Here is a 15199-nt window from a genome sequence, read left to right as displayed (position 1 = left end):
CTCAGCCGCCGCCTTTGAACCAGTCCCACAGCCCCAGCGAATAGTTCGGCAACAGGTTGATCCCGAGCGCCGACTTGATCAGATAGAGCACCACCAGGCCGACCAGCACGGAGAACATCAGGAACAAGGTGATCGCGCCGGCCTTTGCAGCCAGCGAAAGGCTGCGCTGCGCGCGGGACAGGTTGCGTTTGTTGCGCCCGCCAACCAGTACGAAATAGTACTGGTTGCTCCACAGGCTGAACGTACCGCGCCAGTCAATCTTGTGACGGCCCCAGGAACGCGTGGCGAAGGCGCTGCGCAATCCTTCCAACTGCTGTTCACTAAAGCTTTCACGCAAGTGTTCGGGCAGTCGTTGCTTGAGTCCGACGATGAATGGGTCGTGCTCGAGCGCAACGTTAGCGTTGGCCGCTGGCGACTGGGCGTTTGTGTCGTTATTGCGTGGTTCGGAGTGAGACATGCGTCAGAAAGCCGTCAGAGCTGGAAAAGTCGATTCCCTCCATGCAACTAATCGGCCGTATCGGTCCGTCCGGCGCAAATTGCTTCGAGCGCCTGGTTCAGTTGCGCGAAGTCCGGTCTTTCCAGTACGGCGTCAAGGAGGCAGCGGCGCTTCAGCTCGCCGAGGTCTCGCAGAGCCGGATCGTGGTTGGCGACCGCGCAATGCGCCAGTAGCTCTTCCAGCAGGCATCCGAACGCGCGTGCTTCGAGTCGCTGCAATGCAGGTGCTTGCGCGCCTTGCGGATCATAGAACGATGCAGCACCAAAATCGCTGAGCAGGGTCTGACCGCGCGGATCCACCATCAGATTGTGTGCGTAGAGATCGCCGTGCAGGATGCCTCGTGCGTGCAGGTGGGCGACGACAGATCCAACGCTGGCTGCGATGCGAAGCACCTGTGCAGGGCTGAACTGGCAGCTCGCTGGATAGCAATCGCGTGTACAACTAGACAGCGATGGCGGGCCGGCGAGCGTCTGGAAGGCGGGATCGATCAGGGTCAACAGCAGCCCCGGAAGGGCACCAGCCTGCTCGGCCAGTGGTCCCGCTACGGGAATCAGGTTGGCGTGCGCGCCGGCTGCGATGCTGGCGGCCATCTCGCTATGAGGCAATCCATCGCTGGTCAGGTTGCCTTTGAACAGCTTGGCTGCCATGACTTGTCCGGCGCTCCCCGGGCGCTGCCATTCGGCACGATGGACAACCCCGGACGCGCCCTGGCCAAGCACATCTTCGAACGACACCTGCGCGCGATCAATGGGCGGCAATGGATGCTGGGCCAGGATCTCCGCCTCCATCTTGTCGCTAAAGGGATTGCCGGCAAATGCCAGCCAGCTCAGCCGGGGCATACGCAGCAGCCAGCCAGGAAGGGCGGGGAGCTGGTTGGCAGCGATTCGCAGCAACTCCAGGCGCCGGCAGTCGGCGAGCGATTCAGGAAGTTCACGCAGCCGGTTTCCCGCCAGCATCAGTTTCTGCAGGCGGTCGCATCGGCCGATCTCGGTGGGCAACGCTTCGAGCTGGTTGTCGGTGAGAATCAGCCAGCGCAGCAGGGGGGGTAGTGCTTCGGCCGGTAGCGTGCGGATGCGGTTTGCTTTGAAACCGACCATTTCCAGTTGGGCGCAGCGGCCAATCACAGCGGGCACGGCGGTAAAGGCGTTATCGGAGCAGAACAGGATGCGCAGTTTGTGCAGGCGCGGAAGGTCATCAGGAAGACGGGTCAGTCTGTTGCCGGACAGGTTGAGCACTTCCAGGCTGTCGGCCAGTTCGAAGATTTCCGATGGGAATACGTCGAGTCCTTCGGAAAGGTCGAGACGGGTGATGTCCGTCAGCTCACCGCGCTTCAGTTGTTCCAGTGTGTGCATGCTGTTCTCGTAGCCCGTCACTGGGCATGGTTGTGCGATCGCCGCAGTCTGTATCGGCCGGTCGGGGCCTAGTTCGACTCAGTCGCGCTAGGACAACGGCATGCGACACTTGTTCAGCGCAACGGCTCTGGCCTGGATGTTTGGGAGGATTGGCGGCGATCGCGCACGATGCGTTCGGCGCGCGCACGCAGTTGTCCACAACCGCCGTCGATGTCCTGTCCGGCAGAATTGCGCACTTTGGTCAGCACGCCATTGTCGTGCAGATAACGCATGATCTGGCGAATCCGATCGGCTTCGGGGCGTTGATACTCATCGTCGTCCAGGCTGTTGTACGGAATGACGTTCATGATCGCGAGCTTGCCGCGCAATAAACGGATGATGCCGTCCATCTCGTCCTGGCTGTCGTTGATGCCCTTTAGCAGCGTCCACTGGTACTGGATCGGATAATCGACCAGCCGCGCATAGCGCTCGCCCAGTTCGACCAGCTCGGCGGGGTCGAATACCGGTGCGCGCGGCAGTAGCTCGCGCCGCAGCGCGGCGTCGGTAGTGTGCAGCGAAAGTGCCAGTGCGGGTTTGATCTTTTGGCTCGGGAGGCGTTCGAACACGCGTGGATCGCCAACGGTAGAGAACACCAGGTTCTTGTGGCCTATGCCTCCGTCGGTGCCCAGCAGATCGATCGCGTCGAGGACATTGTCGAGGTTGTGCGCGGGTTCGCCCATGCCCATGAACACCACCTTCTTCACCGGGCGGTAGCGGCGGGCAAGGGCAACCTGGGCGACGATCTCGGCGCTGCCGAGCTGGCGCAACAGGCCGCTTTTACCCGTCATGCAGAACACGCAACCGACTGCGCAGCCGATCTGGCTCGATACGCACAGACCGTCGCGCGGCAACAGCACGCTTTCGACCATCTGGCCGTCCGCCAGCTCGACCAGTAACCGGGCCGAGCCATCGCCACCGGGGTGTTCGGAGCGCAGGCGAGCCAGCCCAGCGACGGTTTCGCTGATCTTAGGCAGCCCGTTGCGCACCGACAATGGCAGGAAGTCTTCGGTCTTCTGGTGACGGGTTCCGACATCCAGCGCCTGCCCTTTGAGCCAGGCACGCGTGATCCGACCGATATGGACGGGCTTGGCACCGATCTCGGCGAGCTGTCGATGGATGTCTTGGATGCGCATAGGGCGCGCATTCTAGCCAAAGGTCGAGGCCTGGTCTGTAGTGTGGCGAAGATTGCCAGCTCCCGCGCCGGGACATTCATTCCTTGAAGCGACGACTGCCCAGGGTGAGCCCGAACAACAGTATCGCGAGCAAGCCAAAAGCAAGCGTCAGCGAACTGTAGTGAGCGATCACGCCAATCACGGCTGGGCCTGCAAGTACGCCGGCAAAGCCGATGGTGGTCGCCGCGGTGATGGCCTGATGAACCGGCATGCTGTGCTGCCGGCTCAAGGAGGAAATAAGCACTGGCGAGACATTGGCGCAACCCAGGCCACACAGGCCGTAACCGAGGAGGGCGAACCCCCAATGCTCGGTTAGGATACTCAGGCCGATGCCAAATCCCGCCAACAGTCCGCCGAAACCGATCACCCGTGCGGTCCCTAGGCTGTTTACCACAGGCGCTCCGGCGAAGCGGCCGACGGTCACCATCAAGGCGAAGCTTGCGTAACCCAGGCCGCCCTTGGCGGTTTCCAATGCCTTGTGCTCGGTGAGGTAGAGCGCGCTCCAGTCCAGTACTGCACCCTCGGCCAGGTAGACGACGAAACACAGGGCGCCCACCAGCAGCACCATCCCGGTCGGGCGGATGAGCGCGACCCCGCCGCCCGGCGCCTTGTTCCTTAGAAACCCGGATGATACGGCGAGGTTGGCCAAAGCGATCACGGCAATCATCAACAGTGTGCCGGTTGCCGGTGCGAGGCCCAGGGTCAGCGCGCCGGTCAGTGCCAGCGCACCGCAGATTGATCCCAGGCTGAACATGCCATGGAAGTTCGACATGTGTCGCTTGCCGGAGCCACGCTCGATGAGCACACCCTGAATATTGAGCACCACATCGATGACACCCAGGCTGCCACCGAAGCAGAACAACGCCAAGGCGAGGACCCAGATCGATTCGGTCAGCGCCATTCCGGTCAGTGCAAAAAGCAATAGCGCGACGCTCGACAGCACCACAGGACGGATGCCGCAGCGGGTCACCAGCAATCCAGATAACGGCATCCAGCTCAACGAGCCGATGCCGATGCATAGCAACAGCGTGCCGAACAGGGCATCGCTCATCTCGATGCGCTCGCGCACATAGGGCACCAGCGGCGCCCATACGGACAGACCGAATCCGGCCATGAAGAAACCGACCCGAGTCGCGCGGCGCGCGAGGGGAGATGTAGCATCAACGCAACGGGGCACCGGCGACATTCGTGGGTGTCCTTGATCAGCAGGAGTGAAAGCCAGCGCTAGCGCGCCAAAGGCCGTGTACAGGCGTCATTGTGGCAAATTCCAGCGTGCCGGGTGTGCCCAGCGTCGCTCGTGCCCATGGTAATCTTCGCCTTTGCCAGAACGCGGTCCGGAGCGGTACATGAAGTTCATTCACCAGCGCGAACATCTCAACGAAGACGACTTCGTGATCATCGAATGTTCGCAGCCTTGCAATATCCGTCTGATGAACGACAAGAATTTCCGCAGCTTCAAGAACGGCGGGCGTCATGCGTATCACGGCGGTGCGTTTGACAAGTTTCCAGCGAAGATCAAGGTGCCCAACACCGGCTTCTGGAATATCACCATCGACACCGTGACGCGCAAGGCTATCAGTGTCACTCGTAAGCCTGCGCTCACACACTCGATCAAAATCGTTCGTAATTCGCCGTCCGAGCTGAAGTAACGCTGTCCATCGGGCGCGCAGCTCCGGTTGCCGCCCGGTTCCTGGTTGATCAAACGTCACTCGTCGATCAGTGCGCCGCCTGAGCCGTAATCGCTTGCCTTTGGTTCTTCGTTTAAATACCTTCACATGAAGATTCTTTTCGTGGAGATATCTATGCGCAAGCCCAAAGGCGGCGATCACGTCGATGGCGTGCTCGCTCAATGGCAAAACGTCCGCCCGGAAGGCGACGCATCGCCGATGGCAATCTTTACGCGTGTGTATCGGCTGTCCAAATACCTCAACCGGCGCATCGCCGACGTATTTCGCAAGCACGGTCTGCACGACGGCGAGTTCGATCTGCTCGCGACGCTTTATCGCAGCGGCCAACCGCAAGGACTGACACCGAACGCCTTGCGGCATGCCGCCGTACTCAGCTCGGGTGCCATGACCAATCGGCTCGATCGACTGGAGACGGCCGGTCTGATCCAGCGCGTTCCCAACCCGAACGATCGGCGCAGCCTGTTGATACGCCTCACCGATGAAGGACAGGCCGTATTGCTCGGCTGCCTCGATGAATATCTCGCGACCCTGGACGGTCTGCAGGCGCCGCTCGATAACCAGCAGCGACAGGCCTTGGCGAGCGGGCTGCGCATATTGCTGCGGACACTAGAGGAGCAAGGCGATGACTGAGGCGAAGCGTGGCGCCACTCGTGCGCATTTGGGCATGCTGCTCTGGGCATTGTTCGTTGGCCTGTCTTTTCCTGCGGTGGGGTTGATGAGCGAAGGCTTGCCGCCGCTGCTACTGACCTCTATCCGGTTCAGCATCGCCACGCTGGCGTTGTTGCCGCTGCTGGTGCGTCAGGGTGCACGTTGGCCAAGTATGCCCGGATTGCTGCTGTATGCCCTGATGGGCCTGAGTCTGGCCGGTTTCTTCGGCACCATGTTCTGGGCGGCGCACCGTATCAGTGCGCTGTCGATGGCTACTCTGTTCGTCACTGTACCGCTGCTGGCTTACTGCATTGGCCGTGGCCTGGGTGTCGAGCAACCAGCGGGTCGGCTACTGGCGATTCTTGCGTTGGGTGCGCTGGGTGCGCTGGGGCTGGCTGTTGCGGAAAACAATGGAGACCTTGCGCAGCTCAAGTTCGGCTTTGGCGAGCTGGCGTTTTTCTTCGGTTGTATTGCTTCGGCGATGTACCCGGTGCTGAGCAAGTGGGGGTTGCAGCGCGGCATATTGGCTCCGCAGGCCGGTTTGCGAACATTCTGGAGCCTGCTGACAGGCGCGATCCTGATCGGCCTGCTCGGGGCGATCTGGGAGCAACCGGCGACATTGTTGCGGATGGACCTGCGCGACGTGATGCTGGTTATCTATCTGGGTGTGTTTTCCAGCGGCATGACCTTCTTCCTGCAACAGCGGGCCACGGCAGTGCTGACGCCGGGTGCCGTTACTGCCTACAGCTACCTGGTGCCGTTTGTGTCGATGTTGTTGCTGTTCTTCACCCAGCCACAGCGCATCGGCTGGCAGTGGCTACCGGGCAGCCTGCTGGTGCTGCTGGCGATCGCCCTGTTGCTGCGCCGCGGCGCGCGCGAAGGCTGACAGGCAAGCGCGTGTTACGACCATCGAGCAACCGCTTACGTCAGCACCACTGACGGGGCGGGGTCGAAGGACAGGTCTGGCGCCAAAGCGGTGTACCAGCACTGAAGCAACAGGTGGCGGCTTGTCGCGCTTGGCGGGCGCTTCAGACGTCTTCGCTAACGATTACCGCTCCGAGGCAGCGCAGGTGATGTTTGCCTTCGTCCAGTGACCAGGCATCGTCCGCTTCGAGATAGGTCGCCTCCATGACCTGGTTGTAGCTGAAGCGCCACACCCGTCGTTCCCGGCCATCGAGTCCTTCGATGGTGACCACGGTTTCCTCGCTGTCGAATGCCAGCTCTGCTTCGGCGGCGGCGTCAGCTTGGTCGAGGAGGGCATCGTTAAGCTCGAACTGCCAGGCATGCAGGCCGTCGATTTCCAGCATGTCCGCAACTTCAAGTTGATCGAGTAGGTAGAGCGTGTCGCTTGGCATGGTTTCGTCATCCAGAGGGAAATGTGGCGGAGCCGAGCGGTGCTCGCAGGGTAGCTATTTAAACCCGCCCAGCACATGCGCAGCCAGACCTTGGTCAAGTCAATGGTGAACATGGCCCATGATCTGGGTTGCAGCGTCGTCGCCGAGGGCATTGAGGAGGCCGAAGTCTATGACCTACTGAGAGCGCTCGGCGGCGAGAGGCCCAGGGCTATCTGCTCTCGATGCCCCTGCGCGCGGAAGCCTTCGAGCACTGGCTTGCCGAGCACTAGCACTAACCGTGCGGTGGTCGGTTGACGCGTCTGCGACTTGAGCGTGGGGGCATGGCAGGCGGCCTGGGGAATCCGGCCGCCGTCGTTGACAGCACGCGCCTTTCGACAGGCGCAGTGCTTCTCAGGCGTCGTAGCCCAGGTTTGGCATCAGCCAGCGCTCGGTTACGGCAAGATCCTGCCCTTTGCGCTTGCTGTAGCTTTCGGCCTGGTCCCTGTCGATCTTGCCGACCGCGAAGTATTGCGCCTTGGGGTGAGCGAAGTACCAGCCACTAACGGCCGCGGTTGGCAGCATGGCGAAGTGCTCGGTCAGAGTTACCTGGCTGGCACCGTCGGCATCGAGCAACCTGAACAGTGTGGCTTTCTCGGTGTGATCGGGGCAGGCCGGATAACCGGGGGCAGGGCGGATGCCCTTGTACTGCTCCTTGATCAGCTCTTCATTGCTCAGATGCTCTTCCGGATCATAGCCCCACCACTGCTTGCGCACCTGTTGGTGCAGCCACTCGGCGCAGGCTTCGGCCAAGCGATCGGCTAGCGCCTTGACCATGATCGAGTTGTAGTCATCACCGGCGTCCTGATAAGCCTTGGCGACTTCCTCTGCACCGATGCCTGCGGTGGTGATGAAACCGCCCACGTAATCGGTCACTCCGCTGCTCTTCGGTGCCACGAAGTCGGCCAGCGAGAAGTTCGGTTTGCCGTCGGTCTTCACCGTCTGCTGACGCAGATGATGCAGCGTGGCCAGGGCTTCGCCGTCGTCGCCATAGACCTGGATATCATCTTCGTCGACCTGGTTGGCTGGCCAGAAGCCGAACACCGCGCGAGCCTTGATCAGCTTTTCATCGACCAGTTTGGTGAGCATCGCCTGGGCATCGTTGAACAGCGAGGTGGCGGCTTCGCCGACGATTTCGTCCTCGAGAATGCGCGGATACTTACCAGCCAGGTCCCAGGCGATGAAGAATGGCGTCCAGTCGATGTAGTCGACCAGGGTGCGCAGATCGATGTCTTCGAGCACCTTGCGGCCGGTGAAGCTCGGCTTCACCGGGTTGTAGTCGGCCCAGTCGAATTTGGGTTTGACGGCAACCGCTTCGGGGTACGTCAGGCGTTCGGTGCGAGCGCTGCGGTTGGCGGTGCGCTCGCGGATCATCGCGTACTCTTCGCGAGTCTTCTGCACGAAGGCCGGCTTCAGTTCCTTCGACAACAATGTCGTCGCAACCCCGACGGCACGTGAAGCGTCGGTGACATAGACCACTGCATCGTTCTTGTAGTGCGGGTCGATCTTCACCGCCGTGTGCGCCTTGGAGGTGGTGGCGCCGCCGATCATCAATGGCAAATGGAAGTCCTGACGTTGCATTTCGCGGGCAACGTGGACCATCTCGTCCAAGGAAGGCGTGATCAGGCCGGACAGGCCGATGATGTCGCATTTCTCGGTAATCGCCGTCTGCAGAATTTTTTCTGCTGGGACCATCACGCCCATGTCGACCACGTCGTAGCCGTTACAGCCGAGCACCACGCCAACGATGTTCTTGCCGATGTCGTGGACGTCGCCCTTTACCGTCGCCATGAGGATCTTGCCCTTGGCTTCAGGCTTGTCGCCTTTCTCAGCTTCGATGAAGGGAATCAGATGCGCAACGGCCTGCTTCATCACACGGGCTGACTTCACCACCTGAGGCAGGAACATCTTGCCCGAGCCAAACAGGTCGCCGACCACGTTCATGCCCGCCATCAGCGGACCTTCGATGACCTCGATGGGGCGCGCGCACTGCTGGCGGAACTCTTCGGTGTCCTGGACGATGTGGGTGGTGATGCCCTTGACGAGCGCGTGCTCGAGCCGCTTCTCGACCGTATAACCACGCCATTCCTCTGTTTCCGCTTCCTTGACGCTGCCGTCGCCCTTGAATTCGTCGGCGATGGCGAGCAAAGCCTCGGTGCCGTTGGGCGTGCGGTTGAGCACCACGTCTTCGACCGCGTCGCGCAGCTGCTTCGGGATCTCGTCGTAGATCTCAAGCTGGCCGGCATTGACGATGCCCATCGTCAGCCCATTCTGGATCGCGTAATAGAGGAAGACCGAGTGGATTGCCTCCCGCACCGGGTTATTGCCGCGGAACGAGAAGGACACGTTGGACACGCCGCCCGAGGTCAGGGCATAGGGGAGGTGGTCGCGGATGTAAGCGCAGGCTTCGATGAAGTCCACGGCGTAATTGTTGTGCTCTTCGATGCCGGTGGCGACGGCGAAGATATTCGGGTCGAAGATGATGTCTTCCGGCGGGAAGCCGACCTCGTTTACCAGGATGTCGTAAGAGCGCTGGCAGATCTCACGCTTGCGCGCGGCGGTATCGGCCTGGCCGGCCTCGTCGAAGGCCATCACCACTACGGCGGCCCCGTAGCGCTTGCACAGGCGGGCATGATGCTTGAAGGCTTCGACGCCTTCTTTCATCGAGATCGAGTTAACGATGCCCTTGCCCTGGATGCATTTCAGACCGGCTTCGATCACCTCCCATTTGGAGGAGTCGATCATGATCGGCACGCGGGAAATGTCCGGTTCACCGGCGATCAGGTTGAGGAAGGTCACCATGGCCTTCTTCGAATCCAGCATGCCCTCGTCCATGTTGATGTCGATGACCTGCGCGCCGGCCTCGACCTGCTGCAGGGCGACTTCCAGGGCTTCGGTGTAGTTCTCCTCGCGGATAAGGCGGGCGAACTTGGCGGAACCGGTAATGTTGGTCCGCTCACCGACGTTGACGAACAGCGAGCTGCGATCGATCGTGAACGGCTCGAGGCCGGACAGGCGGCAGGCTTTGGGAATGTCGGGAATGACGCGTGGCGCATATTTCGCAACGGCCTTGGCAATCGCCTCGATATGCGCCGGTGTCGTACCGCAGCAGCCGCCGACGATGTTGAGAAAGCCGCTGGCGGCGAATTCCTCGACCACCCGGGCCATCTCCGCCGGGCTTTCGTCGTACTCGCCGAAGGCGTTCGGCAGGCCGGCGTTGGGGTGTGCCGAGACGTGGGTTTCGGCCTTGTTAGACAGTTCTTCCAGGTAGGGCCGTAGCTCCTTGGCGCCCAGAGCACAGTTCAGACCGACCGAGATCGGCTTGGCGTGGCGTACGGAGTTCCAAAAAGCTTCGGTGGTCTGTCCAGACAGGGTCCGGCCTGAAGCATCGGTAATGGTGCCGGAAATCATGATCGGCAGTTCGAACCCGATTTCCTCGAAGACTTCCTGAACCGCAAAGATCGCCGCCTTCGCATTGAGCGTATCGAATATGGTCTCGATCAGTATCAGGTCAGAGCCGCCTTCAATGAGGCCTCGGGTGGCTTCGGTGTAGTTCTCGACCAGCTCGTCGAATGTAACGTTGCGGTAGCCTGGGTTATTCACGTCCGGCGACAGCGAGCAGGTTCGGCTGGTCGGGCCCAGCACCCCGGCGACGAAGCGCGGGCGGTCTGGCGTCTCGGCAGTCTTGGCATCGGCTGCCTGGCGAGCGAGGCGGGCGCCTTCCACGTTCAACTCGTACACCAGCTCTTCCATGCCGTAATCGGCCTGGGAAACGCGCGTGGCGTTGAAGGTGTTGGTTTCGACGATATCGGCGCCGGCATCGAAGTAGGCCTTTTCGATGGCGCTGATTGCATCTGGGCGTGTCAGGATCAGCAAGTCATTATTGCCTTTGAGGTCCTGCGGCCAATCGGCAAAGCGCTCGCCGCGGTAATCGGGCTCGTCCAGTTTGTAGCTCTGGATCATGGTGCCCATGCCGCCGTCGAGAATCAGGATGCGCTCCTTGAGGGCCTTCTGGAGAGCCTGGAGACGGGCGTTGCGGTCTAGCATGGGGACTACCTGAAAAGCTGATTTCTAGAAGCGCGAATGATAACAAAGCTGCATGCTTTTTGATCATCAGCGCTTTTGTATGAGTGGCGCTCATATTCGTTGCTGGGTGTGACGTCTTGCGAACCGGTTCTGACGCTCCGCGTGAAGGGGGCTGGACAGCTATCGGAGCCTCCAGCTCGGAAGGTTCTATTTCCTACTAAAACACTGGGACTTTATCCGGGGAGAGGGTTGGCGTACACTGCCCATCATGTCTGAGAGGAGTTCCCATGAGCGCCATTACCATTACCGAAGCTGCACACGATTACCTGGCAGACCTGCTCGAGAAGCAGAACACCACAGGGATCGGCATCCGGGTCTTCATCACTCAGCCCGGTACGCCCTATGCGGAAACCTGCATTGCCTATTGCAAGCCTGGTGAAGAAAAGCCGGATGACGTTCCCGTCGCACTGAAGCGTTTTACAGCCTGGATCGATAGTGTCAGCGAGCCCTTTCTGGAAGACGCCCTGGTGGATTACGCCACTGATCGCATGGGGGGGCAGCTGACGATCAAGGCGCCGAACGCCAAGGTGCCGATGGTCAACGAAGATAGCCCGCTGAACGAGCGCATCAACTACTACCTGCAGACCGAAATCAATCCAGGGCTTGCCAGCCATGGCGGCCAGGTCACCTTGATCGATGTGGTTGACGAGGGGGTCGCGGTGTTGCAGTTCGGTGGTGGTTGCCAAGGTTGCGGCCAGGCTGACGTTACGCTCAAGGAAGGCATCGAAAAAACCCTGCTGGAGCGAATTCCTGAGCTCAAGGGCGTGCGCGACGTGACCGATCACACCAATCGGGATAACGCTTACTATTAAGGCGGAACTGCCCAAACGGTGGTTGTTTCAGTCACTTCTTGGGCAAAGTGCCATTATAGTTTTGTGTCACCAACCCAGCGACCGTTTGCTGAGATAAGCTGTCCAGGTTTCTGATGCCTGGCTAAGTGAGCGAGCGCTGCATGTCTGCCGTTTCCCTGTTGATTTGCGATGATTCGAACCTGGCGCGCAAGCAATTGCTGCGTGCGCTGCCGGTTGCCTGGCCGCTGAACATCCGTCAGGCCGCCGGCGGCAGTGAGGCCCTTGAGCGCATACGCGAGGGCGGAATCGATGTGCTACTGCTCGACCTGACCATGCCGGATGTGGACGGCTATCAGGTGCTTGCTGCGCTTCGTGATGAGCAACTCGACTGCAAGGTCATTGTGGTCTCGGCGGATGTTCAGGAAGAGGCTGTACGGCGGGTGCTGGAGCTGGGAGCGCTGGCATTCATTCGTAAACCGGCAGATCCGGTGCACTTGCGACAGACCCTGGCCAGTCTGGGGATTGTGGGCAACGAGTTGCCAGCGCTGGGTGAGAGAGCGACAGGGCCCATCCCGTTTCGTGATGCCTTCCGCGAGGTGGTGAACGTTGCGATGGGGCGCGCGGCTGCGCTGCTTGCAAAGGTGCTTGGGGTTTTTGTTCAGCTACCGATTCCCAACGTGAACATCCTCGAAGTCGGCGAGTTGCACATGGCACTTGCCGATGCGGCCCAGGGAGACAAGCTGACCGCGGTTTGCCAGGGTTATATCGGCGGTGGAATCGCCGGTGAGGCATTGCTGATCTTTCATGACTCGGAAGTGGCCGACATGGCGCGCCTGATGCGCGCAAAGGACTTCCGTGAACTGGAAATGCTGCTCGATCTGTCCAGTCTCCTGATCAGTGCATGCCTCAGCGGCATCGCCGATCAAATTGACGTGGTGTTCTCCCAAGGGCATCCGCAGGTGCTGGGCCAGCACGCGTCGATCGACGAGCTCATCCGGCTCAATCGGCAGCGTTGGAAAAACACCCTTGCGGTGGAGATCAGCTACAGCCTGGAAGGCCATGATGTCCATTTCGATCTGTTGTTGCTGTTCACCGAAGACTCGGTTGAGCTGCTGTCTCGCAAACTCGCCTACCTGATGGCCTGAGCATGTCCGACTCGATGAATCTGAGCGAACTTCATTGGCTTCTGGCGATCGTCCAGAGCATCGACGTTGGTGTTGTGGTCCTGGATCGCGAATACCGCATCGATGTGTGGAATACCTTCATGGAAAACCGCTCCGGGCGGTTGCCTGAAGATGCGCGGGAAAAATCTTTTTTCGAGCTGTTTCCCGAAGTGGATGAGCAATGGTTTCGGCGCAAGGTGGAGAACGTTGCGACGCTCGGCACGCCGTCGTTCACCATCTGGGAGCAACGTCCCTATTTGTTACGGTTCAAGAATTACCAGCCGATCACCGGGTTGGAAGATTTCATGTACCAGAACACCACTTTGATGCCCTTGAAAGGCCTCAGCGGCAACATTGACCAGATTTGCCTGATCATCTACGACGTGACCGACGTCGCCATCAACCGGCGCCAGCTACAGGCGGCCAACCAGGAGCTGCAGCGGTTATCGAGCACTGATCGCCTGACGGGTCTGTTCAACCGCGGCCATTGGGAAGAAATGCTGCGTCAGGACTATGCTCGGCACCGACGTTACGACCGTAATGCCGCACTGGTGATGTTCGATATAGATCACTTCAAGCGGATCAATGACAGCTACGGTCATCAGGCAGGCGATGCGGTCATTCAGCGGGCCGCCGAGCTCATCCGCCAAAGCATGCGAGACGCCGACATAGCTGGGCGCTACGGCGGTGAGGAGTTCGTGGTACTGCTGCCGGATACAGACAGCGAGGGGGCCGTGACCTTCGCGGAAAGGCTGCGGCAGTCCATCGAGGCGCATGAGGTCATCCATGAAGGGCGCAGCATCCATTTTACCGTCAGCCTCGGCATCGCGGATCTCAGTCAGCCCACCAGCGGCTATGCGCAGCTGATCGAGCGAGCTGACAGCGCGATGTATATGTCGAAATCGGCAGGCCGCAATCAGGTATCGCTCTACCGCTGACCAATATTCAAAGACGTCAGGTGGGATTGCGCTCGGTCAGGAAATTCAACAAGGTGGCTTCCTCGCTGCTCAGCCACTTGCGCTTTCTTGCCTTGGACAACCGGGCGAGCTCGCCTGAGGTGAAGGCCTGGAGTACGTCGGGGTGGATATAGCACTGGCGGCAGATGGCCGGGGTGTTGCCAAGCTGGCGGGACACCTGGGCGACCGTCTCGACCAGATTGCGCCGGGCAACGGCGTCCGGTTGCCAGTCGCGCTTGCGCAGGTAGTCCAGGGCCAGCGCACTACCGGCCCAGGTGCGGTAGTCCTTGGCAGTGAAGTCACCACCAGTCATATCTTGAATGAACTGATTCACGTCGCTGGAGCTCACCGGGTGGCGTAAACCGTCCTCGTCCAGGTACTGGAAAAGGTGTTGCCCGGGCAATTCCATGCAGCGACGCAGGATGCGCGCCAGTCGTTGATTTTTCAGCGTGACCTGATGCTTTACACCGCTCTTGCCTCGAAACTGGAAGCGGATCGCGGCGCCATGCACATCGACATGGCGTGTACGCAGCGTGGTCAGGCCGTAGGAGCGGTTTTCCCGCGCATAGCGTGAGTTGCCGACACGAATCAACGTCGACTCGAGCAGTTGCACCACCAGCGCCATGACTTTCTCTCGCGGCAGTCCGCGCAACGCCAGATGTTGCTCCAGACCAGCACGCAACCGGGGTAATGCTGCACCGAATGCCAGAAGGCGTTCATATTTTGTGCTGTCCCGGATTTCCCGCCAGCGGGCGTGATAGCGATACTGTTTGCGACCCCGGGCGTCACGTCCAGTGGCCTGAAGATGCCCTTGCGGATCGGGGCAGATCCAGACATCGGTATAGGCCGGGGGGATCGCCAGTTTATTGATCCTGGCAATCTCGGTCGCGTCGCGAATGCGCTCTCCGTTCGGTTGGAAGTAGGCGAACTTGCCCCGCAGTATCCGTCGCCCGATTCCCGGACTGCGATCATCAACGTAATGGAGATCGGCTGGAAGCGGAGGGCACAGGGCGGTGCCTGTATCGGACTGCTCGTCCGTCGGTACCGGACGAATACCCTCCGCCAATGGCAGAGGAACTTCACCGCCTTGATCGATCAGCATGCGGAACACACCTCGCGATACGCACAGCTTGATGGCGCAGACTGGTCTGGCCTGCGCGCTCCCCTTTCAGCATGAACCCGGCGAGTGAACGAATTGCGATCAGTCTTCGCTTTCCGGGCTGTTGCGCATCAGCAACCGTATCGCGGCTACCAGTTCGTCGATTGCTTCTCGGTAGATTGCAGGATCCGCCTTGGTTTCAGCGCTGTCAGCAAGCCTGCGTGCAGTTTCCAAATGATCATTTATCGATGAATAGTCGCCAATCATGTGAACGCTCCTGGATCGCGGAATAAAAGGCAGCCGTGGCGGGGGGGGGGG

The 15199-nt window shown here is 60.4% G+C and carries 15 protein-coding genes; 7 read left to right on the top strand and 8 right to left on the bottom strand.

All coding sequences use genetic code 11. The features are described from left to right. Position 1: 1 nt before the first annotated feature. The 4 genes from UF78_RS11400 to UF78_RS11385 form a co-directional block, all read right to left on the bottom strand. Positions 2–457 carry a hypothetical protein gene (locus UF78_RS11400; protein WP_045162348.1) on the bottom strand — a complete coding sequence of 152 codons (456 nt, stop codon included), beginning with the start codon at positions 455–457 and terminating at the stop codon, positions 2–4. Positions 458–504: 47 nt separating this feature from the next. Further along, positions 505–1848: a leucine-rich repeat-containing protein kinase family protein gene (locus UF78_RS11395; protein ID WP_045162347.1), complete on the bottom strand. Its 1344-nt coding sequence runs from the start codon at positions 1846–1848 to the stop codon at positions 505–507. 113 nt (positions 1849–1961) lie between these two features. Further along, on the bottom strand, positions 1962–3020 hold the full coding sequence (locus UF78_RS11390) for an RNA methyltransferase (RefSeq protein ID WP_045162346.1): 1059 nt from the start codon (positions 3018–3020) through the stop codon (positions 1962–1964). A 76-nt stretch (positions 3021–3096) separates the two neighbouring features. Next, entirely contained in the window at positions 3097–4245 is a 1149-nt protein-coding gene (locus UF78_RS11385) for an MFS transporter (RefSeq protein ID WP_045162345.1), read from the bottom strand. Positions 4246–4405: 160 nt separating this feature from the next. On the opposite strand from UF78_RS11385, the gene UF78_RS11380 reads away from it, so the two are divergent. From UF78_RS11380 to UF78_RS11370, 3 genes are all read left to right on the top strand, one after another. Continuing rightward, a complete protein-coding gene (locus tag UF78_RS11380; protein ID WP_045162344.1) occupies positions 4406–4708 on the top strand; it encodes a DUF1883 domain-containing protein in 303 nt (100 codons plus the stop codon). 153 nt (positions 4709–4861) lie between these two features. After that, a complete protein-coding gene (locus tag UF78_RS11375; RefSeq protein ID WP_045162343.1) occupies positions 4862–5377 on the top strand; it encodes a MarR family winged helix-turn-helix transcriptional regulator in 516 nt (171 codons plus the stop codon). After that, entirely contained in the window at positions 5370–6281 is a 912-nt protein-coding gene (locus tag UF78_RS11370) for a DMT family transporter (RefSeq protein WP_045162342.1), read from the top strand. Before UF78_RS11375 ends, UF78_RS11370 begins: the two co-directional genes overlap by 8 nt. 142 nt (positions 6282–6423) lie before the next feature. Here the strand turns inward: UF78_RS11370 and UF78_RS11365 are convergent, their stop codons facing one another. Next, positions 6424–6750 (bottom strand): DUF5629 family protein, encoded by a 327-nt coding sequence (locus tag UF78_RS11365; protein WP_045162341.1) that lies wholly within the window; start codon positions 6748–6750, stop codon positions 6424–6426. 75 nt (positions 6751–6825) lie between these two features. Here UF78_RS11365 and UF78_RS23285 point away from each other — a divergent pair, with 75 nt between their 5' ends. Beyond that, complete coding sequence (locus UF78_RS23285) at positions 6826–7044, top strand: EAL domain-containing protein (RefSeq protein ID WP_080890605.1); 219 nt, start codon at positions 6826–6828, stop codon at positions 7042–7044. Positions 7045–7140: 96 nt separating this feature from the next. On the opposite strand, the gene metH is transcribed toward UF78_RS23285, so the two are convergent. After that, positions 7141–10833: a methionine synthase gene (metH, locus tag UF78_RS11360; RefSeq protein ID WP_045162340.1), complete on the bottom strand. Its 3693-nt coding sequence runs from the start codon at positions 10831–10833 to the stop codon at positions 7141–7143. 266 nt (positions 10834–11099) lie between these two features. Between metH and nfuA the strand changes: the two genes are divergently transcribed. From nfuA to UF78_RS11345, 3 genes are all read left to right on the top strand, one after another. Then, positions 11100–11684, top strand: a complete 585-nt coding sequence (gene nfuA, locus UF78_RS11355) for a Fe-S biogenesis protein NfuA (protein ID WP_045162339.1) — start codon at positions 11100–11102, stop codon at positions 11682–11684. A 140-nt stretch (positions 11685–11824) separates the two neighbouring features. Continuing rightward, a complete protein-coding gene (locus tag UF78_RS11350; RefSeq protein WP_045162338.1) occupies positions 11825–12808 on the top strand; it encodes a response regulator in 984 nt (327 codons plus the stop codon). Between the two features lie 2 nt (positions 12809–12810). Beyond that, complete coding sequence (locus UF78_RS11345; RefSeq protein ID WP_045162337.1) at positions 12811–13764, top strand: sensor domain-containing diguanylate cyclase; 954 nt, start codon at positions 12811–12813, stop codon at positions 13762–13764. Positions 13765–13780: 16 nt separating this feature from the next. Here the strand turns inward: UF78_RS11345 and UF78_RS11340 are convergent, their stop codons facing one another. After that, positions 13781–14884 carry a DNA topoisomerase IB gene (locus tag UF78_RS11340; protein ID WP_045162336.1) on the bottom strand — a complete coding sequence of 368 codons (1104 nt, stop codon included), beginning with the start codon at positions 14882–14884 and terminating at the stop codon, positions 13781–13783. 99 nt (positions 14885–14983) lie between these two features. Further along, positions 14984–15148 carry a hypothetical protein gene (locus UF78_RS23005; RefSeq protein WP_196298660.1) on the bottom strand — a complete coding sequence of 55 codons (165 nt, stop codon included), beginning with the start codon at positions 15146–15148 and terminating at the stop codon, positions 14984–14986. Positions 15149–15199: the final 51 nt, after the last annotated feature.

Source organism: Stutzerimonas stutzeri (assembly GCF_000952685.1).
GTDB lineage: Bacteria > Pseudomonadota > Gammaproteobacteria > Pseudomonadales > Pseudomonadaceae > Stutzerimonas > Stutzerimonas stutzeri_E.
The sequence above is the reverse complement of the archived record's forward strand: the minus strand, read 5'-3'. Positions and strand labels throughout refer to the sequence as shown.

What these genes read in the sequence shown, in the direction of transcription:
- UF78_RS11400 (WP_045162348.1), bottom strand. Translation starts at nt 457, where the DNA reads ATGTCTCACTCCGAACCACGCAATAACGACACAAACGCCCAGTCGCCA.
- UF78_RS11395 (WP_045162347.1), bottom strand. Translation starts at nt 1,848, where the DNA reads ATGCACACACTGGAACAACTGAAGCGCGGTGAGCTGACGGACATCACC.
- UF78_RS11390 (WP_045162346.1), bottom strand. Translation starts at nt 3,020, where the DNA reads ATGCGCATCCAAGACATCCATCGACAGCTCGCCGAGATCGGTGCCAAG.
- UF78_RS11385 (WP_045162345.1), bottom strand. Translation starts at nt 4,245, where the DNA reads ATGTCGCCGGTGCCCCGTTGCGTTGATGCTACATCTCCCCTCGCGCGC.
- UF78_RS11380 (WP_045162344.1), top strand. Translation starts at nt 4,406, where the DNA reads ATGAAGTTCATTCACCAGCGCGAACATCTCAACGAAGACGACTTCGTG.
- UF78_RS11375 (WP_045162343.1), top strand. Translation starts at nt 4,862, where the DNA reads ATGCGCAAGCCCAAAGGCGGCGATCACGTCGATGGCGTGCTCGCTCAA.
- UF78_RS11370 (WP_045162342.1), top strand. Translation starts at nt 5,370, where the DNA reads ATGACTGAGGCGAAGCGTGGCGCCACTCGTGCGCATTTGGGCATGCTG.
- UF78_RS11365 (WP_045162341.1), bottom strand. Translation starts at nt 6,750, where the DNA reads ATGCCAAGCGACACGCTCTACCTACTCGATCAACTTGAAGTTGCGGAC.
- UF78_RS23285 (WP_080890605.1), top strand. Translation starts at nt 6,826, where the DNA reads ATGCGCAGCCAGACCTTGGTCAAGTCAATGGTGAACATGGCCCATGAT.
- metH (WP_045162340.1), bottom strand. Translation starts at nt 10,833, where the DNA reads ATGCTAGACCGCAACGCCCGTCTCCAGGCTCTCCAGAAGGCCCTCAAG.
- nfuA (WP_045162339.1), top strand. Translation starts at nt 11,100, where the DNA reads ATGAGCGCCATTACCATTACCGAAGCTGCACACGATTACCTGGCAGAC.
- UF78_RS11350 (WP_045162338.1), top strand. Translation starts at nt 11,825, where the DNA reads ATGTCTGCCGTTTCCCTGTTGATTTGCGATGATTCGAACCTGGCGCGC.
- UF78_RS11345 (WP_045162337.1), top strand. Translation starts at nt 12,811, where the DNA reads ATGTCCGACTCGATGAATCTGAGCGAACTTCATTGGCTTCTGGCGATC.
- UF78_RS11340 (WP_045162336.1), bottom strand. Translation starts at nt 14,884, where the DNA reads ATGCTGATCGATCAAGGCGGTGAAGTTCCTCTGCCATTGGCGGAGGGT.
- UF78_RS23005 (WP_196298660.1), bottom strand. Translation starts at nt 15,148, where the DNA reads ATGATTGGCGACTATTCATCGATAAATGATCATTTGGAAACTGCACGC.